Annotated in this window: 24 protein-coding genes and 1 tRNA gene; 2 read left to right on the top strand and 23 right to left on the bottom strand. The window is 71.9% G+C overall.

Annotation, left to right across the window (positions count from 1 at the left end):
• Positions 1-5: 5 nt before the first annotated feature.
• From ACYU8I_RS04870 to ACYU8I_RS04845, 6 genes are read right to left on the bottom strand one after another with little or no spacing between them, the layout of a single operon-like run.
• Complete coding sequence (locus tag ACYU8I_RS04870; protein WP_460838065.1) at positions 6-917, bottom strand: hypothetical protein; 912 nt, start codon at positions 915-917, stop codon at positions 6-8.
• Positions 914-1,810 (bottom strand): hypothetical protein, encoded by an 897-nt coding sequence (locus tag ACYU8I_RS04865; protein ID WP_460838063.1) that lies wholly within the window; start codon positions 1,808-1,810, stop codon positions 914-916. The genes ACYU8I_RS04870 and ACYU8I_RS04865 overlap by 4 nt, the downstream gene beginning before the upstream one ends.
• A gap of 20 nt (positions 1,811-1,830) precedes the next feature.
• Positions 1,831-2,214: a hypothetical protein gene (locus tag ACYU8I_RS04860; protein ID WP_460838061.1), complete on the bottom strand. Its 384-nt coding sequence runs from the start codon at positions 2,212-2,214 to the stop codon at positions 1,831-1,833.
• On the bottom strand, positions 2,211-3,521 hold the full coding sequence (locus ACYU8I_RS04855; RefSeq protein ID WP_460838059.1) for a hypothetical protein: 1,311 nt from the start codon (positions 3,519-3,521) through the stop codon (positions 2,211-2,213). Before ACYU8I_RS04855 ends, ACYU8I_RS04860 begins: the two co-directional genes overlap by 4 nt.
• Positions 3,518-3,787: a hypothetical protein gene (locus ACYU8I_RS04850; RefSeq protein ID WP_460838057.1), complete on the bottom strand. Its 270-nt coding sequence runs from the start codon at positions 3,785-3,787 to the stop codon at positions 3,518-3,520. Before ACYU8I_RS04850 ends, ACYU8I_RS04855 begins: the two co-directional genes overlap by 4 nt.
• A gap of 21 nt (positions 3,788-3,808) precedes the next feature.
• On the bottom strand, positions 3,809-4,696 hold the full coding sequence (locus ACYU8I_RS04845) for a hypothetical protein (RefSeq protein WP_460838055.1): 888 nt from the start codon (positions 4,694-4,696) through the stop codon (positions 3,809-3,811).
• A gap of 315 nt (positions 4,697-5,011) precedes the next feature.
• Between ACYU8I_RS04845 and ACYU8I_RS04840 the strand changes: the two genes are divergently transcribed.
• Complete coding sequence (locus tag ACYU8I_RS04840) at positions 5,012-5,263, top strand: type II toxin-antitoxin system Phd/YefM family antitoxin (protein WP_460838054.1); 252 nt, start codon at positions 5,012-5,014, stop codon at positions 5,261-5,263.
• A complete protein-coding gene (locus tag ACYU8I_RS04835; protein ID WP_460838052.1) occupies positions 5,260-5,673 on the top strand; it encodes a PIN domain-containing protein in 414 nt (137 codons plus the stop codon). Before ACYU8I_RS04840 ends, ACYU8I_RS04835 begins: the two co-directional genes overlap by 4 nt.
• Positions 5,674-5,770: 97 nt before the next feature.
• Here ACYU8I_RS04835 and ACYU8I_RS04830 read toward each other — a convergent pair whose 3' ends face one another.
• From ACYU8I_RS04830 to ACYU8I_RS04750, 17 genes are all read right to left on the bottom strand, one after another.
• Entirely contained in the window at positions 5,771-6,706 is a 936-nt protein-coding gene (locus tag ACYU8I_RS04830) for a hypothetical protein (RefSeq protein WP_460838050.1), read from the bottom strand.
• Positions 6,706-7,338, bottom strand: coding sequence for a hypothetical protein (locus ACYU8I_RS04825; protein ID WP_460838049.1), 633 nt, complete (start codon positions 7,336-7,338; stop codon positions 6,706-6,708). The genes ACYU8I_RS04830 and ACYU8I_RS04825 overlap by 1 nt, the downstream gene beginning before the upstream one ends.
• Positions 7,339-7,449: 111 nt before the next feature.
• Entirely contained in the window at positions 7,450-11,181 is a 3,732-nt protein-coding gene (locus ACYU8I_RS04820) for a LysM peptidoglycan-binding domain-containing protein (protein WP_460838047.1), read from the bottom strand.
• Positions 11,178-11,657 carry a pilus assembly protein TadG-related protein gene (locus tag ACYU8I_RS04815; protein WP_460838045.1) on the bottom strand — a complete coding sequence of 160 codons (480 nt, stop codon included), beginning with the start codon at positions 11,655-11,657 and terminating at the stop codon, positions 11,178-11,180. The genes ACYU8I_RS04820 and ACYU8I_RS04815 overlap by 4 nt, the downstream gene beginning before the upstream one ends.
• Positions 11,654-12,178 carry a TadE/TadG family type IV pilus assembly protein gene (locus ACYU8I_RS04810; protein ID WP_460838043.1) on the bottom strand — a complete coding sequence of 175 codons (525 nt, stop codon included), beginning with the start codon at positions 12,176-12,178 and terminating at the stop codon, positions 11,654-11,656. Before ACYU8I_RS04810 ends, ACYU8I_RS04815 begins: the two co-directional genes overlap by 4 nt.
• Positions 12,179-12,264: 86 nt before the next feature.
• Entirely contained in the window at positions 12,265-12,615 is a 351-nt protein-coding gene (locus tag ACYU8I_RS04805; protein ID WP_460838041.1) for a TadE family protein, read from the bottom strand.
• Positions 12,616-12,799: 184 nt separating this feature from the next.
• A complete protein-coding gene (locus ACYU8I_RS04800) occupies positions 12,800-13,078 on the bottom strand; it encodes a hypothetical protein (protein WP_460838039.1) in 279 nt (92 codons plus the stop codon).
• Between the two features lie 93 nt (positions 13,079-13,171).
• The gene (locus ACYU8I_RS04795; RefSeq protein ID WP_460838037.1) at positions 13,172-14,092 is read right to left on the bottom strand and encodes a type II secretion system F family protein; all 921 of its coding nucleotides are present in this window, start codon (positions 14,090-14,092) and stop codon (positions 13,172-13,174) included.
• Complete coding sequence (locus tag ACYU8I_RS04790) at positions 14,089-15,135, bottom strand: type II secretion system F family protein (RefSeq protein WP_460838036.1); 1,047 nt, start codon at positions 15,133-15,135, stop codon at positions 14,089-14,091. Before ACYU8I_RS04790 ends, ACYU8I_RS04795 begins: the two co-directional genes overlap by 4 nt.
• Positions 15,132-17,174, bottom strand: coding sequence for a CpaF family protein (locus ACYU8I_RS04785; RefSeq protein WP_460838034.1), 2,043 nt, complete (start codon positions 17,172-17,174; stop codon positions 15,132-15,134). The genes ACYU8I_RS04790 and ACYU8I_RS04785 overlap by 4 nt, the downstream gene beginning before the upstream one ends.
• A complete protein-coding gene (locus tag ACYU8I_RS04780; RefSeq protein WP_460838031.1) occupies positions 17,171-18,046 on the bottom strand; it encodes a MinD/ParA family ATP-binding protein in 876 nt (291 codons plus the stop codon). Before ACYU8I_RS04780 ends, ACYU8I_RS04785 begins: the two co-directional genes overlap by 4 nt.
• Before the next feature lie 23 nt (positions 18,047-18,069).
• Positions 18,070-18,786, bottom strand: a complete 717-nt coding sequence (locus ACYU8I_RS04775; protein ID WP_460838029.1) for an SAF domain-containing protein — start codon at positions 18,784-18,786, stop codon at positions 18,070-18,072.
• 264 nt (positions 18,787-19,050) lie between these two features.
• Positions 19,051-19,527 (bottom strand): helix-turn-helix domain-containing protein, encoded by a 477-nt coding sequence (locus tag ACYU8I_RS04770; RefSeq protein WP_460838027.1) that lies wholly within the window; start codon positions 19,525-19,527, stop codon positions 19,051-19,053.
• A 334-nt stretch (positions 19,528-19,861) separates the two neighbouring features.
• A tRNA-Ala gene (locus tag ACYU8I_RS04765) sits at positions 19,862-19,934 on the bottom strand.
• Between the two features lie 24 nt (positions 19,935-19,958).
• Positions 19,959-20,084 (bottom strand): DLW-39 family protein, encoded by a 126-nt coding sequence (locus ACYU8I_RS04760; RefSeq protein WP_460838024.1) that lies wholly within the window; start codon positions 20,082-20,084, stop codon positions 19,959-19,961.
• 82 nt (positions 20,085-20,166) lie between these two features.
• Positions 20,167-21,459 carry an HNH endonuclease gene (locus ACYU8I_RS04755; RefSeq protein ID WP_460838021.1) on the bottom strand — a complete coding sequence of 431 codons (1,293 nt, stop codon included), beginning with the start codon at positions 21,457-21,459 and terminating at the stop codon, positions 20,167-20,169.
• 318 nt (positions 21,460-21,777) lie between these two features.
• Positions 21,778-22,611: a phosphotransferase family protein gene (locus ACYU8I_RS04750; protein ID WP_460838019.1), complete on the bottom strand. Its 834-nt coding sequence runs from the start codon at positions 22,609-22,611 to the stop codon at positions 21,778-21,780.

The raw sequence follows: 22,611 nt of genomic DNA, 5'->3' as shown, positions 1-22,611 counted from the left end.
GTTCCCTACTGCTCGTCGGCGCTCTGGTCGGAGCCGTCGCTGCTGGGTGAGTCGGCGGATGAGTTGGTGGATGAGTTGGTGGACGACTCGAGGAGCGGGGTCCAGCCGGCCTGCTCGAACTCGGGGGTCCCGAGCGGAGCGGTGGCGGGTGGGTCCGTGGCGAGGAGCCGGTCGCGGTCCTCGGCGCTGGGCTCGACGAGCTCCCAGTCGCCGCTGACCCCGCCGTCGTCGGTGGCTCGCTGGGTGTCGGGGTTCCAGGCCACGAGCTGCTGGCCGACGTATGCGCTGCGCTCGACCTGGCCGTTGGCCGTGGTGGCGCTGACCTCGTTGATGACCGAGACCAGGTAGCGGTCCGCTCCGTACTCCTCGACCTGGTAGCCGATGGGGGTCTGGGCGTAGCCGGCCGGCGCCAGCACGTCAGCGTCCTCACCGCCGCCCTCGCTGCCGGCCTCGCTGCCGGCCTCGACCGGGACGCCGAGCGTCTTGCGGCGCTGGGCGATCGCGGACGTGGCGAGGTCGTCGAAGAACGTCTGATCCGTCTCGGCCGCGTAGGTCCTGATCGTGGTCAGGGCGTCGTCGTAGTCCAGGCCAATCTGGGCGCGGTTGAGCCCGACGACCATGGCGGCGGCACCGTCGGCGGTGCGGGGAAACCCGACGGGGTGCCCGTCCTGGGAGGTCGCGGCCATCGGAAGGCCGGTGTCGGTGTCGGTCTCCCACTCCCCCGCGTCGGGGCTCGAGCCGGCGACGTCGGCACCGGGGTCGGTTCCGTTGGTGGTCGAGGAGCCCTGGTCCTCGCCGTTGCCGGTGGCGACCTTGACGCCGAGGGCGATCAGCGCGACCAGCGCGACGAGCACGGCCGCCGCGGCGGCAAGCACCAGCAGATGCCGGGCGCGGCTCGGTTCCTGGGCATACCTCACGAGGCACCCCCAGCGGAGGAGCCGTTCGACGAGCGGGTCGCGGTGGTCCAGGTCGACCAGCCGGCCTCGACGGCGGCCGGGCTTCCCGGCCAGGCCGAGGGTGCGGGTGCCGGTGGGGTGCCGGGGGCGATCATCCAGCGGCCGCCGACCCACTGCATGCGCTCGCAATGCCCGTAGCCGATCTGCACCTCCTGCTCGAGTGAGGCGGTGAGGGTGACCAGAACGCAGGCCAGCGTCCAGTCCGGGCCGTCGGTCCCCTTCACGATCGCGCCGGCCGGCTCGATCGAGACCCGGGCGGCCTCGTCCTTGGTGGCCTCCATGCCGGCGCCCTGGAGGAAGGCCCGGACGCTGGTGGTCAGCGGCCAGGCCTCCGCTCCGGTGCCGCCGGGCAGCGCCCAGGCCTGGTACACCTCGTTGGTGGTGGCCAGGCTCATCGACTGCAGCACGGTGGTCTCGATCGCGGCGAGCTGCCCGACGGCTCCCTCGGGGGTGTGGTCGAAGCCCGTCAGCACCGCGGCCGGGCCCGGCACCACCCCGCTGGGGACCTCGATGCTGTCCGGCTCGTCGGCGCCGGCGGGAGGCTTCTCCTCGGTCGGGTTGACCGCGCCTGCGGGTAGCGCGGTCATGGGTGCCTCGGCGATCTCGTCGCGCCGCTGCTGCCCGCCGGCCACGGCGCTGTACATCGCGGCCTGGTCGGCGGTGTCCTCGGTGTCCTCGCCTCCGGCGCCGAGGGCCTGCGCGACCGTGTAGCCGAGGCTGGCGAGCAGCACGACGACCGCGGTCGCGGCCCCGATCAGCACGGCGAGCAGTCGGCGGCGGCTCCATCCGCCGTCGGCGGTGGCGTCGAACGAGCTGACTGTCCGGGTGCCGCCGCAGCGGGTTCGGCTCCTCATCCGGCTGGTCATCGGTGCCCTCAGACGCAGCCGTTGCCGAGGATGCCGTCGAGCATCCCGGGCAGGACCAGGTAGGCGACCGCGGCGACGAACACCACGACCAGGCTGATCACGCCGACCTTCGAGGCGTGGGGCATCGAGAAGATGCGGCCGGCCACGATCGCGCCCAGGCCGATGATCAGGGCGAGACCGAACAGGATGATCACGCCCCAGACCACGTAGCCGGTGATCTCGTTGACCGGCTGGGTGGCTCCGGGCGGGGCCTTGGGGCAGATGGCCATCGGGGTCGGGCCGGCCGCGGCCGAGCCGGACAGGGCGCTGTGCAGCCCCAGGCTGAGCCCGTAGATCGACTCGGTGGCGCGGCTGACCAGCGGGAGGGTCAGGGTGTTGAGGCTGATGCTCATCGTGCGGTTCCTTCCGGGTTGGTGCCTGTCCCGTCGTGGGGCTCGGCATCGAGGTGGTGGGTGGTGCTCGCCGTCGCTTCCTCGTCCGCCGGCGAGACACCGGGGAGCTGCGGAAGGTCGTCGACGTCGTGAGGTCGGCCCGTCGGCGGCGCCCCGAGTTGGGCGCCGTGCTGGGCCGAGAGGGCTTCGCGGAGCAGCTGGTCGGCTGCCGCGAGGAGTGCGGGCGGCAGCGGGGTCGAGTTGAGGCCGGTGACGGCCAGCTGGCGGTCCTCGGGGATCTCGTGCACGCGCTCCTCGCGCAGCGCGGCCCGGGTGCGCGGTCCGGCGCTGTGCTCCACGCCCTTGGCCCACCGCTTGCGGCGGCCGCCGATGACGGCGACGAGGGTCGCCGGCGCGGCGGTCCCCCGGTCAAGGTCGTGCGCCTGCTCGTGCGCGTGGTCGTGGTGCTCGAGGAACTCGAGTGCGGCCTCCAGGCGCCGGAATCCGGGGATCGTGGGCCGGGCCACGACGACCACGACCGGTGCGGTCCGGGTGAGGTGTCCGACCCAGCTTCCGCTCGCGGCCAGCTGCCCGACGTCCCACCCGGTGTCGATGACTGTCAGCGCACCTGCGCCGGTCGGGCGCTTCGGCCGGGCCCTGCGCGCCGTCCCCTCACCACCGGACTCCGGGTCGTCCAGGGGTGCCGGGGCCGCGACCTCGTCGAGGCTGAGGAGGACCTCGCCGGTGCGCTCGAGCAGGACCGCCTCTCGCATGCCCTGCACCCAGCCGGACTCGTGTCGCCCCAGCTCGGCGGTGCTGGCGGCCGCCAGTCCCGAGGTGTGGGCAGAGGAGCACTCCACGACTCGGCTGGTCCCATCGGCCGTGCCAGACGCGGCCGCGGTCGCCAAGGCGATCGCGATCGTCGAGCAGCCCACCGACCCGGCGGCGGCAACGACCGGCACCACTCGCTCGCCCGCGGTCGGCATCCACCGGCCATTCGGGTCGGAGGAGACACGTCGACCCCTCAGCCCTTCGGTGAGGTCGCCGACGCCGTCTTCATCGGACTGGATGTCCTGGCTGCCCTGGTCGAGCTCGTGGTACTTGTCGGTCAGCTTCTCGTCGTACGGCTCGACCAGGGGGGAGTCGCCGGCGGCGGAGACGCCGTGGAGGTTGGGGGAAGCGGCGCGGCGGTGCAGCTGGCGGAACTCGCCGGCCTGCACTGCGGTCCACGCTCGCTTGAGCTCGGAGACTGCGACCGGACGGTTCGGCTGGACAGCCTGGCCGTCGGCCGACTGCGTGGAGGCGTTGGGCGTGGTCGTGATGCTCATGCGGTGGCACCTCGCAGGGCGGAGGCGCGCAGCTCGAGTGCGGCCCGTAGCTGGGTTGGGGGGACCTGGCGGAGCTCGGCCTTGGCGCGCTGGACCTCACGCAGCCGCGCCACGCTGTCGTCGAGGCTGGCCATCGCGGCCTCCTCGCTGCCGGCCACCTCGAACAGGGCGGCGATCTCTTCGACGCTCAGGCCGGCGTCGACGGCCGCGGCGACGCGCGCCCCGTCGAGGCGCGTGGCGAGGTTGGTGGGGAGGCTGGTCGGCACGCCAGCCGGGGGTGGTGTCGCTCATGCCACGTACCGATCGGCGGCCGCGGCCAGCGCCCGGATGCTGCGGGCGGCACGACGGCGGACGGTGGCCTGCGACATCCCGCGCCGGGGAGCGGCCTGGACCGAGAGCTCGTTGGAGGTGAGCCCGTAGTTGCTGCGTCGGACGCGGTCGATCTCGACCTCGCCCGCCACTTCGACCAGGCTGAGCAGCACGTCGCGGTCGAGCTCGCTGATCACGTCGTTCTCGCACGCCCACTCCAAGACCTCGGCGACCTCGAGCCGGCCGGCCGGCTCGGCGGGCATCGGAGCGAAGTGGGTAGGGCGGAGCATCGGGGCGTCCTCTCCGAACCGGGGTCGCCCGGCACGGCCGGCTGCGGTGATCCGGGCACGGTCGCCGGCGGCGAGGTGGTTCCAGAACATCGAGGACGGGTCGACCAGGTCGGTGGCGCTCCAGGCCCGGTCGACCCGGCGGACCTGGCCGGCGGTGCCGACCTCGCGCAGGCACCCGGTGCGGGTGTTCATCAAGACGTTCGCCGCAACCTTGCGCAGCCGACGCCACGGGAAGCTGCGCACCTCGATCCACAGCTGCGCGGCGACCATCAGCTTGACGTCGCCCTCCAGGCGTCGCAGCTCCCGGGCCAGCGCGCACGCCCCGGGCAACAGCACCCAGGCCAGCACCGCGGCCGCGGCGACGTCGTCTCCCCCATCGCTCGCGGCCCGTGTCGCGAGCGCGTGGAGGACCTCGTCCGCTTCGGCCGGCGAGGTCTCGGCCAGCCAGTCCTGCAGCTCGTCGAACGCGACAACCGACAGCCGCGGGTCCTGGTCGGCCCACTCTCCCCATGCCTCGCGGGCCTGGGCGAGCAGCTGCGCGTCGTCCTCCAGATCGAGGTACTGACTCACTCTCATCGCTGGTCCTTTCGCCGTGGTGACACGTCGAAAGGTCGCGGTCGTGCGTACCCGATTGCGTTCCCCCGAACGCTGATTTCAAGGGGGGAACGCGACTGCGTTCCTAGTCGTTTGTGCAGGTCAGAGCAGCGTTCCTAGGAAATCTCAGAAACTTTCCGCCAACCGCTTGCGTAGGCCCGAAACCGACACCATTCCGCGGGTCGCCCGCCGAGCGGAGCGTGTGTGATCGACCGCCACCCGCCGAACGATCGACCACCCGGCCGACGCGCCGAGTACCCTTGTAGGCACAGGTACTACTTTGAGGAGGTGGTCACGATGCCGACCGTCACCGGCGCCGAGTTCAACCGGCGGCCCAGCCAGGTCAAGCGCGCAGCTGAGACCGAGCCCGTCGTGATCACCGAGCACAGCCGCCCCTCGTTCGTCCTGATGACCTACGACGAGTACCAGCGCCTCCACAACGCCCCCGTCAACCTCGCGGAGTGGCTCAAGATGGACGACCCCGAGGGACTGGACAACGACGTCGACTTCGGACCCATCGGCTTCCGGATCGAGCCCGCCGAACTGTGAGGTATCTCCTCGACACCAACATCGTCAGCGAGCTGCGCAAGCGCCCCGGCAACCCGGGCGTCAACGACTGGGCCGCGCAGCAGGCCGCCACCGACCTCGCCATCAGCGTCATCACCGTCCTCGAGATCGAGACCGGCATCCTGCGCATAGCACACCGCGACCCCGCCCAAGCCGGCCGACTCACGGCCTGGTTCGAGACAAAGGTGCTCGGCGGCTTCTCAGAGCGCATCCTCCCCATCGACCTGCCCACCATCCGGCAGACCGCGCCGCTCCACGTCCCCGACCCTGCGTCGAGCCACGACGCGCTGATCGCGGCCACCGCCCAGGCTCGTGGCCTGACTGTGGTGACCCGCAACGTCGGCGACTTCACGCGCGCCGACGTCGAGGTCCTCAACCCCTGGTCGACCTGACGACGGAAACTCGCTCGGCCGTGCACGACGAAAGCGGGCCCTCCGACCACTTGGGGTCGAAGGGCCCGCCTTCGCGTCTCTCTCGGCGCCGGACCGGTTACTGGTTGAGGACCTGCAGCTCGCCAACGCGAATCTGAGTCTCGGCGACGTGGTCGATCGGGATGGTCCCGGTCTGGCCACCACCGGTCCACTCGACCACCCATTGCGTGGTCGCGGTGATCGTGTACCTGTGCCCGGGCTTGTCCCAGCTCGTGGTGGTGTAGCGGTGGCCACAGTCCGGCGAGCCCGACTCCCCGTACTTGTCCTCGTACGGCGTCCCGTCGGTCGTGCAGGTCACCTCGTTTCCATCGCCCATGCTCCACACCGTGGACTGGACCCGAGCTGTCGCGGTGACCGTCAGCGACCCGGCGGTCGCGGACTCGGTGATCGGGCCGAAGGTGTTAGCCGTCGGGTTCTCCACCCACATCCACACCGGCATCCCCACCAGGCCTATCCGGCCGGGCTCGTCCTCAGGCACGATCCCGATCTGGATCGGCTCGAGGTCCATCCGCTCCAACGCCTCCTGGGCCAGCGCCGCGGGGCTAGGCAGCTGCTCGGGCGGGTCGTCGAGCCACAGCGTGCGGCGGGTGCAGGTCGTGCCCTGACAGGCTCCAGGCTCGGTGCACTGGTACCAGGCCCCGTTGGGATTGCCGGCGGCTGGAGGCGGCGGTCCCCCGCCAGGAGCCAACTGGAGGTAGCAGCCGTAGCCGCTGTTCCAGACCCCGTCGGGCGAGCTGCACGGGATCTCCTTGCCCTGGTACGTGCAGGTCTGGGTGCCGGTGTTGCTACCGGTGTCCCCATCCCCGCCATCGCCCGGATTACCGGGGTTGCCGGGGTCAGTCGGGTTGATCACCACATCACCGTCATCCTCACAAGCCGGCCCCTCGCAAGGGTCGTCGGCTTGAGCTGGAGACACGCTCACCACCATCAGCATTCCGCCGACCACAACGATGGCCGCCAGCACTCGCAACAAGAACGTCCCGAGACGGCTCATCACTTGCACTCCCTTCCGGGGATCGTCTCGACCGCGATGTGCCAGCCGTCGGGCGAGGGGTAGTCGTAGTTGTAGACCTCGTAGGTCGCGAGGCCGGGGCTGATCTGGTTGGGTGCTGCGTCGTTGCCGTCCTTGTCGAGCGTCGTGACGGCGTCGTAGTTGTAACAAGCGCGGAGCGACACCTGAGCGTCGTTCTTCTTCGGGAACAGTTGGACGTCGGTGACCTTCATCCACTCGAAGGTCGTCGAGCCGCCGTTCGTTCGGAAGCCTTGGTCACGGAATCGCGTCAGGTAAGTGAGTTGGGCGGTCAGTTCGGGGTTCTGTAGATATGCCCCAAGGCGCTGCTCCGTGATGGTGGCTGCTTCGGGGTCGCCCAACAACTCATCCCTGAACGCAGTGAAGTCCCGGACCTCGCCCATCGCGCCCTCGGCCGCGCGGTCCTCTTCCGTCGCCGGCTCCGCCGTCGTCTCAGTTGGCTCGGACGGCGAGGGGGTGGAGCTGGTCTCGCTGGTCGCCGGGTCGGAGGGGAGGGTGTTGGGTTCGGTGTCGTCGTCGCCGCACGCGGCTGAGGTGATCAGGAGGGCGGCGGCGAGTAGCCCGGTGGCGATGCGGCGTCGTGTGGGGCGGGTCATGGTGTTCCTCCTGGTCCCGAGTCCAGCGGTTCTAGGGTTCCACGGCGTGGTGGTGGCTGGGGTTGTCTCATGTGGGGGCCTCCTTGCCGTGTGCTGTCTTCCGTGGCTTGGTCATCCGGTGGCCAGCCAGTCGTGGTTGCGCAGGATCGCTTCGGCGCGTGCGGTGAGGTCGAGGGGTGCTCGTCCGTCGTCGGAGCGGTTGCAGACCTCGTCGCGCAGGATGCGCTCGACCTCTTCGGGGAAGCCTTCGGCGGCCGCGAGGGCCGCTCGGTTGAGTTGGGTGGTGTCTTCGTCGGGGGCGGCTGTCGTGGCCTTCTCGACGGCAAATCGGGCTAGGTCGAGGTCGCCGGTGGTGAGGCCGTGGGTGGCGACCAGGTGGGCGACGTCGGCGACGGCGGCCTGCATCTGGTGGTCGGTGCGGTCGCCCTCGAGGAGCCAGCTCCAAGCGCCCTTGCGCAGCTGGTCGAAGGGTCGGCCGACGACGAGGTCGAGCGCGCGGCGCAGATCTTCGATACCGGCCGGCCCTCGGCTCTGGCCGCGCTTGTAGAGGCGGCGGAACAGGTCGGCGTCGACCAGGAGGCCGTCGTCGATCTGGTAGACGTTCACGCCGCGGGTCTTGGTGGCGGGCGCGTCGGTTGCGTCGGGGAGGTGCTTGGTGCCGGTGGCCGGGTTGGTGCCGAGCCAGTCGCGGACGACCTTGACGTAGCCGCGTGCCTTTGGGGCCTTGAGGTTGAAGGCGTCGGCGACCTCGTCGGGCGTGACGCCGTGCCGGCGTCGTAGCGCCAGGTAGGTGAGCAGCTCGGTGAAGTAGGCCTTGCGCTCGATGAGCGCCTTGCCGTGTGCCTGGGCCGCGACGGGGCCGAGCAGGGTCAGCTTGGGGCGGCCGCTGTTGGTCGCGAACCAGTCGGCTACGTCGGCGTCGAGGCCGGGGTCGGAGGCCTCGACCTCGGCGCGCACTCGCGCGGTCACCTCGGGCGCCAAGGCGGCCAGGTCCTCGGGTGTGGTTGCCGCGGCCGCGACGTAGTCCTCGTCTGGCGCGGTGAGGACCGACTCGGCGTAGTCCTCGTCCTGGTCGGAGTCCTGGTCGTCGCCATCGTTGAGGTCTTGCGGGTCTTCGTAGCGTGCGGCGCTCTCGGGGGCCGCGGCGGCCGATCCCTGGGCGACCTCGTCCTCGTCGTGAGCGCCAGCGTCGTCGGTGCGGACGGCGTACTCGAGGTAGCCGAGAGTGGCGGGCCTGGTGGGCTCGGCGTAGGGCGATGCGGCGGCCGCTGCTCCGGTTCCTGATGCCGTGCCTCGGGGGCGGGTGTATTCCGGTCGGAGGGAGCCGGACTGGGTGGCGTAGGCCTCCCAGCCCTCGTCGGCGTCCTCGTCGATGGGGATCTCGGTGTCGGTGGTGTCTTCGCTCTGTGCGAGCAGGGCGGCGCAGCCATGCGCCTCGTCGCTGGTGAGCCCGACGGCGACCAGGTCGAGCCCGGCGTCAGCGAGCTGGACACGGCCGGCGCTGGTCATGTGCAAGACCGTTCCGGCCGCCTCGCCGTCGGGGCTCTCCGTCTCACTGGTGCCGGCGATGACGACGGCGGTGCCGGTGTGGCCGGTGTGGTCGACGGCGAGCCGGACGAGCTCGGCCACGCCTGCTGCCGCCCGCGACGAGCGGGCGCCGGCGTCTGGCGTCTCGGCATCTTCGGCGTCGAGGCCGGCAGTCTTGTCAGCCCGGGTTGCGGTGACGTCGACCAGGATCAGGCGGGCGGTCCAGACGTCGGCGCCGACCTGTGCCGCGCGGCCGGTGACGACGTCGACGCCTGCTTGCGTGCTTCGGTCGATGGTGGCCACGGCGTCGGCGAGAGCATCGCTGGCGACGGCGCCGACCGGGTCCGCAGAGCCTGCCGGGCTGTCGGAGGTCTCGGCGGCGGGGTGGTAGTGGATGCGGTCGCGCTCCATGGGCGCGATCTCTTCGGCGATGCCGATGCAGTCGACCTGGATGCCGTCGGACCACGGATTCATGGCCAGCTCGGCGGCCAGGTAGCGGACGAAGTCGCGGCCGTAGGTCTCGTCTCCGGTGATGGTGATGGCGGCGAGCTCTTCGCAGTTGAGCAGCCACACGTCGCCGTCGTCGCTGCTGCCGATGGTGACGAGCATCGGGTAGGGGGCGGGCTGGTCGACGAGCTCCTCGAGCGCGGGTCCGAGGTCGTCGAGGTCGACGTCGGTGCGGCAGCGCCAGTGCATGCCGTCGGCGGTGCCTTCCCACGGGCTGTCGAGGTCGATCGGGTCGGTCAGATGGAGCACGAGGTTGTGCTCGTTGAGCTCGACCGCGGCCAGGGCGGGCATGGGGAGGCTTGCGGTGGACTGCTGGCCGGCAAGGCGGCGCAGCGCTTCGTCCATGAACTCGACGGTCGCGGCGGCCGAGGCGCCGGTGGTGTTGATGGTCTTCTCCACCGGCGCCAGCTCGGGGCCGGGGACGGCGACGGCACGCCCCGGTCGGCGGGCCCTCCACTGCGCCCGCCGGCGGGCCTTGAGGCCGCGGTACAGGCCGGCGGCGAGCACCACTCCCCCACCGGTGAGCCCGATCAGGAGCCACGGCGCGTCGAGTCCGCCGGCCTCGTCCGCGGTGTCACCGTCGCTCGCGCCGGCTTCGTCGACGCGCTCGCTCCCGTCCGCCTGGGTTCCGGGATCGACCTGGTCGGACTGGTCGGGCTCGGCCGGCGGTTCGGTGGGCTCCTCGACGGGCGGGTCCTGCTCGCTCGAGGGCGGGGTCTCCTCCCCCCGGTCATCACGGCCGCCCCGGTCGCCCCGGTCGCGGTCGTTGCCGTGGTTGTGGCCGGCGCTGGCGCCGTCGGCGGGGATGACCAGGGTCCAGCCGACGTCGATCATGTCGGGGTCGGTGAGCTTGGCCCCGCCGGGCTGGGTGATGTCCTTGGAGGCCTCGAAGATCTTCGGGTAGGCATTGGGGTCGTCGAGCTCGGTGTCGGCGATCTCGGAGAGGGTGTCGTGCGGCTTGACCGTCACCGTCCGCTCGCCGTCCTCGAGGTCGACGTCGACTGCACCGTCGCCGCTGGGCTTGTCGGGGTCGGGGACCTGGAGAACCCAGCCGACCTCGAGGAAGCCGGGGTCGTCACCGAGGAGGTCGCGGTTGAGTTCGACAATCTCGGGGTAGCGGGCGCCGTCGTCGAGGTGGGTGCGCGCGATCGACCAGAGCGTCTCGCCGGCTCCGACGGGGTGTGGCTTGGTCGCCGGGCGCTGCCGGTCGCCGCGGTCGCCCTGCTCTCCTGCCTGGCCGGCCTGGTCGCTTTCCTGGTTGCCGGCCTGGAGGTTTCGGTCGAACACGGTCTGGTCGCCGGCGCCGGTGCCGAGCGGGCCTTGCGTAGCGGTGGCTGCGGAGTGTGTGGGCTCGGCTGCGGCCGCCGGCGTGGTGCCGGGCTGCCCGGGCTGCAGGACGGCTGGCGCGGCGATGAACAGCAGCGCCGCGGTGGCGACGAGGCTGCGGGCTGCGCCCTGGGACAGCTGCAGTCCCGGCAGGCCGCGCAGCCGGGGTGCCTGGACGCCGCGGAGCTGGGCGACGACCTCGACGAGCACCGAGAGGGCCATGAAAGCCCATGCCAGCCAGGCGACCAGAGCGATCGCGCGGAGGAACAGGGTGCCGTCGTCGGGGCCGGTCAGTGCGGTCTGAACTTGGTCCCAGCTGGGCACCCCGCTGGGGAGCGGGTTGGCGCCGATCGCGACCAGCACGAAGGGCAGCCCGATGACGATCGCGAGCAGCCCGAGGGCGGCGGCCAGCCCGGCGAGTCGGTCTCGCAGGCTCGGGCGCGGACGAGCGGCAGGTTGGCCGTTGTGGCGGTGGGCGTTCACTGTTCGACGCCTCCTTCGGTGCGGATCATGCGGGCGGAGGCCTCGCCGGTCACGCGCATGCTGTCGAGGTTGATAATCGAGAGGAACTTGGAGTCGTAGGTGTCGCTGACCTGGACGACGATGGTGTCGCCGCCGCGAACGGTGACGGTGCCCTCGACGCCGGCCTGGGCCAGGTAGCTGTAGGCGGCCGCCTTGGCGTTGCTGATGCTGGCCTGCGGCAGTCCCCCACGGATCGCGGTCGACGCCTGCACCTCCTGAGCGCCGGTGCGGGCGGCCTGGGCGGCGACGTTGCGGGCCTGCTGCTGGGTGTGGACCTTGCCGCCGAGGTCGACGGCCATGCCGACCAGGACGATCATGATGAACGAGGCGGTGGCCATCCAGATGCTGATGGACCCGCGCTCGTCACGCACGCGGCGCCGGCGCGCCGGCCGCGCGGAGCAGGGCGGGGTGGTGGGTGTGGGCCGGCGTGGGCTCATCGGCGTTCCCGGTAGGCGTCGATGGGGCTGGTGACGGTCTCGGTGATCGTGCGCGAGCCGGGCATGCCGGGGACCGCGAGGTCGGAGAGCTTCACGGTGCAGCTGACGGTGGCGCGGACCTCGCCGGTGGTGCCGATCGGGGCGTTGAAGCCACTGGTGTCGATCTGGACGCTGGTGGTGGTGCACTTGACGTCCTGGTCGGCCAGGCTGCCGTTGGCCGCGGTGCGCGCGTCGGCCGAGGCCTCGCTCGAGGTGCGGGCGATCGAGGCGGCGCGGGCGGCGTCGTTGGCTGCGGTCTCGACCGCCTGCCGGGCCAGGGCGATCCGTCCGCCGGCGACGGTCATGCCGATGAACAGGCCGAACGCGGTGACGCCGATGACGGCCTCGATCGCGGCTGACCCGCGCTCGTCGCGTCGACGACCTCGACCACGCTTCGTGGTGGCGACGGTGCGCGGCTGCTCCGGGTAGGGTCGGCCGAGGATGAGCCGCGCGGCGATTCGCCGGATACGGGCCAGTGCCATGCCTCCTGCCAGGTTTGCTGAGCGACGCCTGGTGGCCGCAGGGGTCTGGTCTCTCACCGAGCTGTCTGGGTGGGTCGTCGTCGCGGTCATTGGGTCAGCCGTTCGACGGGCACCGAGGAGCTCTGGGTGATGGTGATCTTCCAGCCGGGGATGACCGAGAGGCTGTGGCCGGTGACGGTCACGGTGGCGGTGGTGGCGCTGCGCGAGCCACTCACGCTGGAGCCGGCGAGGGTGTCGGAGCCGCCGGCTTGGCTGATGAAGTCCCGGGCGGCGCCGACGCCGGATTCGCGTGACCCGTTCTCGCTGCCGGCTTCCCTGGCGCCTTCTTGCGCCGCGGCGATCGCCACGGCCCGGGCGTGGTAGTAGAGCGCGGCCTGCACGCCGGTGAACATCACCAGGAACATCACCGGCATCAGCACGATCATCTGAATCGACACCGACCCGCGCTCGTCCCGACGCCGGCGCGCGAACGACGACCTTGGCGCCCGCCCGGGGCGGTGCCGGTTGCGGTGCCGGTCGCGGTGCCGGTCGCGGAGGCGGGCGCGGTGCCGGGCGCGCACGTGAGCCCACACGAGAGCGGCTCTCGCGTGGGCTGCGTACCGGGCCGGCGTGCTCACGGTGCTACTTGATCTCCCCGGACTTCGACTTCACGTAGGCGGTGATGGCGGCGACGACGATCCCGACGATGACGATCACCGCGCCGGCCCAGATGACCTGCTCGATCGTCACCGAGCCCCGCTCGTCACGCACCCGGTGGCGGCGCGGCCCGAGCTGGTGGCGTTCGCGTCGGGCGATCGTGAAGGTGTCGAAGGCCCGGTCAAGACGGCCGCGGGTGTGGCCACTGAGTCGGGTCAGGAGGGTGAGGCCCCACAGGTGGAGAGCCAAGAGGAGCTTGATCATCGGGTTTGCCTTTCTCCGAGTCGGCATTGGGTGGTCGGTGGGTCGGCGGTTGATCGACGGATTGGTGTTAGCGGTGGTTAGCGGTGGTGGGTCTCATGTGGTGCCTCCGACGACGCGGAGCAGGGCCGGTGCGACGAGCAGTGCCATGAAGATGACGCCGACCAGGGAGCCGGGGATGTACATGCGCTCCGCGATCGCGTTGGCCTTAGCGACCTCGGCCGAGAGCATGGCCGAGCGCATCGCCGCGCCACGAGCGCGCAGGTTGCTGTAGACCTGGGCGCCTTCCTCGCCGGACAGCCGCATGATGTCGGCGAGGTCGTCGAGCTCGGGCACGCCCAGCTCGTCGGCGAGCTGGCGCAGCGAGTCCCACGGCGGCTGGCCGTTCCACGAGGAGCGGTTGAACTCCTCCGAGAGCCGGCGGAACACCCAGGTGTCGCCGACCTTGGCGGCCTCCTCGAGTGCCTTGCGAGACCCGGACCCTGACTTGCGCTCCAGGGCGACGAGCTCGATGTAGGCGCCGAGAGCGCGTGAGAACTCCACACGCGCCTTCTTGGCGTCGTCGTGGGCGTTGTAGTTGGGCAGGAACCACATGACCGTGGCCAGCGCGAGGGCACCGAAGGTCGGGATCACGAACGGCAGGTTCAACCCGATCAGGGCGAAGAACCCGGTGATCACCACGGGCATGAGCAGCCCCAGGATGGCGAAGATGACCTTCTCGCCGTAGAAGCGGGCGGTGGAGATCCGCAAGATCGCGAGCTCGCGGGTGGGGACCGCGCCCCACACGCCAGCTGGGAGCACCTTCATCGCCCACAGGCCGAGTCGCTCGCGGCCGTCGGGCTCCTCGTCGCCGTCAGTGCCGCGGCGCACCACTGCTCGGCGCCGGTAGGTCGGGGAGAGCCGGTCGAGTGCGTCGGTGAGGTCTGGGTCGGACGGGGCGAGGCGCCAGACCACCAGCGCGAGGCCGAGACCGACCATCGCGCCGCCGAGGAGGGCCAGCTGGAGTCCGGTGGTCATCGGGTCACCGCCTGCCCGTTCGACCCGGCGACTCGACTGTCTGCGGCGGGGCTGTACTCGGCGAAGACCGGCGGACCGGGCTGCTGCTCGGCGGCGCCATCGGGGCCGGGGCCGCGGGTGAGGTTTGTGTTGGTCTTGGTGGCGCGCTTGCGGCGGTTCTCCCGCGAGGTCTGGCTCAGGAAGCGGGGCAGGGGCTTGGCGGTGGCCATCGACCGCATCCAGATGAGGGTGGCCACGTAGGCCGTGAGCAGCACGGCGAGCACGACCTGACCGAGCGGGGTGCCGTAGGGCTCGATGTACTCACCGGTGAGCGCCAGGACGCCGAGGAAGCCGACGGTGAAGATGGTGACGTAGCGGGCGGTGGTGCGCGGCTTGGCCTGGTCGGCGTCGATCTGCCGGCGGGCGCGCACGTCGGCGGCGACTGACTCGGCCAGCCCGTCGAGCACGGCGGTGAGGCCGGTGCCGCGGCGGCGTGCGCCGAGGATGAGGTTGGCCACCAGCAGGTCGCCGGTGGCGTCGTCGAGGTCCTCGGCGAAGGCGCGCAGCGCCCGCTCGGTGGTCCAGCTGGCGTTGAGTCGGGCGACCAGCCGGGCCACTTCGGGGCGGATCGCCTCGGGTGCGGTGCGCAGGGACTTGATGAGGGCCTGGTCCAGGCCGCGGCCCGCGGTGAGTCCTGAGGACAGGGATCGCGCCCACTCCTCCATCGCCTCGAGTCGGTCGATGCGCGCCGAGGAGGGCGGCGTGGACAGCAGCACCGGCAGGCCGACCACCGCGGTCGGCAGGACGACAATCGCGATCAGCCACCCGGTGAGCAGAGCGACCACGACGCCGACGCCGAACCCGGCGAGCATCGCCAGCCGCATGGTGCGCGACATCGACCGGAACCGGTCGAGCAGGCCACCGGGCCGGCCAAGCGACCCCTTGCGAGATGGCCCGGCCGGTGCCGGCGGAACCTTGCGGAACCCGACCACGATCCCGATCAGGCCGGCCACGATCACCGCGCCGCCCAGGGCGGGCAGCAGTGCTCCGGTGGCGCCGGTCATGACCGTCCCCCTCCCCCGGACTCGCGCTCGCCGCGGTCCACTCCCCCGGTGTCGACGCTGTGGACGCTGTGAAGTGGCTGCAGGGCCGGGTCGAGCTGGGCCTGGGACTGCGCCTGGGACTGGAACTCCCGAGCCTTGTCGGGCCCGAACCCGTAACCGGCGAGCTCGCGGCGCAGATGGTCGGGAAGGATCGAGGGGACCGCGGGACCGCCGTCGGGATTCGGGGCGAACACGTGGGTGGTGGCCCAGCCATGCAGGTCCTCGCCCGGCTCGACCGCGATGATCTCGTTGACCCACCGACGCCGGCGGAAGGTGCCGTCACCGACCGGGGTGGTCTCCATGTGCATGTGCACGATGACGTCGATGGTCTCGGCGAGCTTGGCGTTAGCCAGCTCGGCGGTGACCTGCGGGCCGGCCTCCTGCGCGCAGGTGGCCAGACGCCGCATCGCGGCGGATGCGTCGCGGGCGTGCACGGTCGACAGCGACCCGGAGCCGGCCTCCATCGCCTTGATCATCGCCCACACCTCGGGGCCGCGGACCTCGCCGACGATCTGCCGCGACAGGTTGAACCGGAAGGAGTCGTAGAGCGCCTCGTCGAGGGTGAACTCCCCGGCTCGACGGCCGTTGATGCCGATCTCCCCGGAGCCGGGCCGGGCCTCCCAGGCGTGCACGATGAGGTGCTGGTCGGTGAGCTCGTTGAGGTGCAGCTCGTACTCGGTCTCGAAGGTGCCGATCGCCTCCCACGGCTCCATGCAGGCGCACAGCGCTCGGACCGCGGTGGTCTTGCCGGCGCCCTGGTGGCCGCAGACCACCACGCTCTTGCGGGACCTGATGCAGGCGCGGAGGAAGTCGGCGGCCAGGGGGCTGAACGTCTCGTTCGGGACCAGGTCGTCCTCGAAGGTCACTCGACGCAGCCTGTGCCGGCGGATGACCACGGACGGTCGCGGGGTGACCCACGCGGCCGCGGCGAGACGGGCGCCGCCGGGCAGGCGCATGTGCAGCCGGGGGCTGGACTCGGAGAACGTGCGGGCGGCGGTCTGGGAACGTTCGGCCAGGAACACCAGGTCGCCGACCAGCTGGTCGTCGCTCTCGGCCACGGCCGGCCCACGGACCAGGGTGCCGTCGTCGTACTCGAGCCAGACGTTGTCGCAGCCGGCGATCACGATGTTCTCGACCCGCTCGTCATCGACCAGCGGCTGCAGCCGGCCGAGACCGAACAGGGCGTCGAAGATGACCTTGGCCAGCTCGTTCTGCTCCACCACCGACCAACCGGGCCGGCCGTGCTCGACCTGCTCGGCGACCTCCTCGGTCAGCAGCTCCTGGATGATCGAGCGGCCCAGCTGGCGACGCGCCGGCTCATCGAGGCGTCCGTCGGCGGCCTCGAGCGCCGCGGTGAGCTGGTCAGAGGCCTGCGAGCGCAGCGCGGCGACCTGGTCCCAGTCGACCCGGGCGCCGACACGCGCCCCTCCCCCGCCACCGGCGCCGCCCGAGGCGGCGCTGCCGGCCGCGGGCGTGGCTGGTGCGGCGTGGGCACGCCGCCCCCCTGAGGAGACCTCCGATTCTCCGGCATGAGCGCGACCCCCAGGGGTCTGCGACAGCCCGGACTGAGGGCGGAGCGCGAAGTCGGACCGGACCCGACCCGGTCGACCGTCCTCGGGCCTCCCGGGGGCCTCGGCCGCCGCGCTCGCCTCCGCAGTGCTGGCGAACAGCGGCAGGTCAGTCGGGTCCTCGGGTCCCTCGTCGACCGGCGCCTCGGAAACCGGGGCGGGTCCGCGCTGTCCCGGACCGCCGGCTCGCGACGGGGAGGGCCGACCGCTCTGCTGAGGGTCCTCGGGGTGGTACTGGGGCTGCTGACCGTTGGTGTCCTGGGCCTCGTCGGCCTCACCCTCGAAGCGGTGATGCTGGCTGGACCACCCGCCGGGACCTCGGGGCGGAGGCGGAGGGACCGTGCCGCCGCGGCGCTGGCCGGGGCCGGCACCGGCACCAGGGCCGCTGCCGGAGCCTGATCCGGTGGGAGGTGTGGGGGGAGGGTTCGTCACCAGGAATCGGCCCCTTCGGTGCCGGTGGCCTCCAGGTTGGAGTGCAGGCCGGCGGCGTTGGTGTCGAGTCGGGCGCGGATCGCTTCGCCGGCGGCCTGGTAGGCGCGGGACAGCGGAGAGGTCTGCCACCTGCGGGGCGCCTTGGCGCCGTGGGAGTAGTAGTCGGCCCCCTCGGGCGCCCAGGGCAGCGAGGCGACGACGCCGGTCTGCAGGGTCTTGGCGACCTGACGGTCGGTGTAGGGGCGCACCCGCGGGACACCCAGGGCGCCGCCGCCCTTGGTGGCCCGGACCGGGGTTTTGGGCCAGCGTCCGGACTCGTCGACGAGCAGCACACCGAAGCGGTGCAGGCCGCCGGCGTTCTCGAAGCTCGTCCGCAGACCGTTCGCCCAGGAGCGGGCGCCGGCCAGCGCCGGCAGGGTGTTGCGCGTGACCAGCAGGGTCAGGTCCGCGCTCATGACGAGCGGCGCCGGCCACCCGGCCAGACCGAGGCGCCCGGCATCAACGATGACGTCCTGGCCGTTGGCGCGAAGCTCCCGCAGCACGGGGGCGAGCGGCTCCCACAGATTGATCAGGCTGCGGGCCTGGTCGTGGGAGCGGACCCCGGCCAGCAGGCTGACCGTCGAGGGCGGCCAGGTGCGCACGACCCGGGGCAGGGTCTCGGCGAGGACCCCCTGGCGATGGGCCAGGGCCAGGTCGATGAGCCCAGCGGTGGGCTCGACCTTGCCCTGGAAGTAGCCGGCGTAGATGCCCGAGCCGCCGGTGGGGTCGGCCTCGACCAGCAGCACCGGGCGGGGCCAGCTGAACGCGAGCCCCAGCGCGCTGGTGGTGGCGCCGGGCGAGCCGGAGGCGGAGGTGAGGACGATCGTGGCCATGTCGGTACCTGTCGACTCCCTGCTCAGCGCTCTCGCGAGTCCAGGACGAGAGCGACCTTGCGGGTCGCTGCCCGGGAGGCCAGATCGGCGGCCTCGCTCTCGTCGACCGCGACGTCGACAACGGTCTCGCCGGTCTCGGCCACTCCCCTGACTCCGACGACGGTGGCCTCGATGGTGACCGGGGTGGTGCCTTCGCGGATCTCGCCCGCCTCGCCTGGCGTGGAGACGATGCGGACCGTGTCGCCGGCGTAGATGGGCTCGGAGGGCATCATGGCCGAGGTCAGGCTGACCCCGACGATCGACTGGCCTTCGGCCGGGATCACCTCCTCGGTGACGCTCTCGGAGGTGACCAGGCTGCCGGCGGACAGGTCGACCGCGGCGCGCTGGCCGATCAGGTCGTCGAGCTCGGAGGCCGACAGCGGGTCCAGCGCGGGGTCGAGGCCGACCTGCACGGTCATCAGGTCCTCGGCCTCGATCACCTCGCCGCGGGCCACCGACTCACGGACCGCCACGACGTCCTCGGTCTCGCTCGTCGACAGGTAGGCGTAGGCCGAGACCAGGCCGCCGAGGCACACCAGCGCCACCATCGCCGCGATCAGGAGCGGGCGTCGTCGCTCCTTGAGCCGAGCCGGTGCCGGCGGTGGGGCCGGCAGGTGCACGTCGGTGCGCGCGCCGGCACCGGTGTTGCCGGGCCCGTTGGCCCCGGCGTCGCGCTGTGAGGGCGCCGAGTCGATGCTCATCTGGTCTCCCGAGTTTTCCGGTGGTGCATGCCTTCCCACTGACCGCTAAGGCGCCGTGGGGGGTCTAGCCGATCACTTGACCCTGAATGAGACTCCATCACACTAGTGCCGATATGAAACGATAGCGAGTGATCGTGGAGCCGTTTCTCCCGAGACATCACTGGCTCACACCCCCGCATCTAGTACAGACGGCTACTGGTTTCGTGCGGATCCATGGGACCACACGGGACCTACGCCGTGCCGAGCTCGAGCGGGGCCTGTGGATTACGCGCCAGCGGAGGGAGTCTTGGTGCTCAAGTTGCCGCCCTGTTGTCGATGCTGGTTCTGGGCGGCGCGGAACGCTCGTTCGACCTCGGCGCGAGAGACCTCGAACGTGCGCGCCAGGGCGTCGATCGTGCTGCGATCCGGCAGGCGTCGCCACCGGCCCTGCTCCCACTTGCGGTACGTCGGAAGCGACATGTGGATGGCCGCCACGACCTCGTAGGCGTCCAGGCCTGCCGCCAACCTCAGCGCGCGAAGGTCAGGCACCTCGCTGGCTGGAAGCACCAGCTGGCGCGGGTTGAGGTGCAGGACCTCGGCGAGACGGACCAGCAGGTCCGGCCGTGGCTGGGACAGGCCGTGCTCGTAGCGCCAGATCCGTTCGCCGCCGGCGACACCGATCTCGCGCGCCAGGTCGCTCTGCGTGAGCTTGGCAGCCTCGCGCGCCGCTCGTAAGGCACGAGCATCGAGGCGGGAGATCACGGTCCATGAGGCTAGTGGAGTCCGGGGGCTTTGGTTGATAGGTGGCCGACCGGCTGGCCCCCGCGAGCCTGCGGCAACCACGCGATGCCTGCAGTGAACCTCTGGGTTCAGGTGTGGCGCACGTCGACCGCACTCTTGACGCGCCATCCCTCGGCGTCCACGGCTTCGTTGTGGGTGCGGCTAGACGGCAGCCGATCGTGTGGACGACCGTCGCGTTGGCGGCGCGGGCCGCTCAGAACCATTCCCCCACTGGTCCCCCAAGGAGGCTGACCACCAGTAGCTCCGGTGTGGGGAAGCTCGGATCAAGCTGCGTCTGAACTGCGGTTTCAGTGAGTGGAGCCTAGGGGACTCGAACCCCTAACCCCCTGCTTGCAAAGCAGGTGCGCTACCAATTGCGCCAAGGCCCCGGGTGGTGCGGAAGAGCCGGCCTCTCAGCCCTTGCGGACCGGGTCGGTGGCCTCACGCCAGAGGTCCTGCTCGTGACGCGTGGAGTCCATCCGCTTCTTGGCCGCCACCGCGCCGGCGGCCGCGAGTGCGACCAGCACGAGCTTCTTCATCCCTGCCTCCTCCTGCGTCGTCCCCGACCGGAGACGAGCACCGACCCTACCCCGGCCCGTGGTCCCCGCTGCCGGCCCACCCTCACGCGGGCAGCTCGGAGCGGAGCCAGGTCTCGAGGTGTGACCAGTCGGCTCTCGTCGGAGGTGGTGGGCTGGGCGGTCTGGGTCGGTGACCCCGGTAGGTGTGGCCGGTGGGCGTCAGCGTGACGACGCTTCCGTCGAGCTTGGGTTGTTGTCGCACTCGGGCTGCTTCCTTGGCGTGGTTGCAGGCTTCGCAGAGGCCTTGGGCGTTGCTCGCCTTGGTGGGGCCGCGGTCGGTGGCTCGGCGAATGTGGTCGAGATGGCGGATGGGCGCGTCGCACCAAGGCGTGCGGCATCTCTGGTCGCGCAGGACGAGCAGCCTGCGGAGCTGGCCGGTGAAGGAGCGCCGGCGTGAGTCCATGGCGACGAGGTCGCCGCGCTGGGGGTCGGTGTAGAGCCGTCTGACGAACACGTCGGCGGCGTCGCGGACGAGGGCGCGGGCGTGGTCGGCGGGGATGGTGGACTGCAGGCCGGTGTCGGTGACGACCTGGGCGGGTTCGTGGTGGGCGGCCGGGTCGTCGGTGCCGAGCAGCGCGGCGTCGGTCATCACGAGGGTGACCTCGACCGGGGACTCTGCGGCCGTGCGGCCGAGGATCCTCGTGACGAGCTCGTCGGCCATGACCTCCCCGCGGGCTCGTTCGTCACCGTGAGCTCTGGCGGTGTCGGCGATGCGGCACAGCTCGGCCCACACGCTGATGCCGTCGACGACGGGCAGCACCGCAGACAGCCGGGCCATGCCGTCGGGCGCGGGTCGCAGCGACACCCGCCGCTGCTTGACCGCGGCGGCGTTGCGGCGGACCGCGGCGGCAGGGTCGAGACGCTGCCCGATGAGCCGGGCCTCGGCTTCCGCGCCGCGGTCGGACAGGGCGCCGATGCCGCCGGGGCGCTGGTGCAGCTCCCGGTCCACCGCCGCCCGATCCTCTCGCGAGAGCAGCATCGTCTCCCTCGCGATGGAGAACGCCCGGAACTCGCTGGTCTCGCCGGCGGCGAGCGCGTCGTAGGTGCGGGGCAGCTCGGCCAGGGCGTGGGCGAACCCCACGAACCGGCGGGCGCGGTACGGCGACTGCCTCGTGGCGAGGCCCACCTGCGCCGGCACCCCGTCACCCCGGCCGACGGCGCGTTCGTGGTCGGCGAACGCGACGGTCGCCCTGGCCTGGCAGGCTGCGGCTGCGCCCTTGAGGCGCTCGCAGACAGCGAGCAGGTCGACAAGTGCCTCGGGTGGGAGGTGGTCGACGTCCTCGGTGCCGAGGCGCGCGACCAGGGTGGTGGCGGCGTCGGTGAGGGTGTCGATCATGTGTTCGATTCTAGCTATCACCGCCGACAAGATGCGGGTTGTGCACGGGGTCGTAAGCGGGTTGCGGGGTCTCGAGGCTCCTCGCCCGGGGGCTCGTCGCACCTCGACCACCCCAGTTCCGCGCTCCGGTGGTCGAGGTGCGAGGAGCGCCAGCGACGAGCCTCGGGACCCGGCGAGACGACCGGTGCGGCCCTTCGAGACGGTCGCTGCGCGACCTCCTCAGGGAGCAAGGAGGGCGTGCGGCGTCCGGGGCCTCGAGGCTCCTCGCCCGGGGGCTCGTCGCGCCTCGACCAGCCCCGCTCCCGCCCTCCGGCGACCTCAGGGGGTGGCGTCGAGCCAGCGGGTGGTGGCGGCGACGTACTGGGTGACGACGGCGTCGGGCTCGCCGGTGAGGACGGCGGCGACGACCTGCTCGATGCCGAAGGTGCGCCACCAGGTGCGGGCACGGTCGTACGTCGTGGGGTCGACGACGGCGCGCACCTGCTCCCAGCCGAAGTGGGCGAGGCAGGCGGCGTCGACGGCGGGGTCGAAGGGGGAGGCGACTTCCCAGTCGAGCACCCCGCAGACGCGGCCGCGCTCGTCCCAGTGCACGTTGGCACCGGCCAGGTCACCGTGCACGAGCCGCGGGGCGACGGGGTCCAGCGCGGCGGCGGCGTCGACCCGCCGTCGGGCCTCGTCCTGCAGCCGCTCGGGCAGCCGCGGCACGGCCTCGGCGAGGAGCAGGTCGTGCCAGCGCTCGCGGCCGGCGTATGCGTGCGGCACGTCGAGGTACGCCGCCACGGCGGACAGGTCGACGCCTGCCAGGGCGTCGAGCAGCTCGCCGAGCGCCTCCGGCGAGACCTCGTCGCGCGAGCGCACCTCGCCGGGCAGCCACGACAGCGCGACGGCGGTGCGGCCGCCCACCTGCCGGACCGGCGACAACGGCGTCGGCACCGCGAAGGGCAGGTCGAGGGCGTCGAGGGCCCGCAGCAGCGCCGTACGCCGCTCGAGCGCCGCGGCCGCGGACGGGTGCCGCGCGACCCGCACCACCGCGGTGCCCGGGAACAGCAGCACCTCGTGGTCCTGGCCGGCGGACACGGAGACCCGGTCGGCGTCGAGACCGGGCAGCAGCTCGGCGGCGACCGCCAGGAGCTCGGGGAGGGGAGTCGACAT

Source organism: Nocardioides marmoraquaticus, from assembly GCF_054777915.1.
Note: the sequence above shows the minus strand (reverse complement) of the source record. Positions and strands in the feature narration are given on the sequence as shown.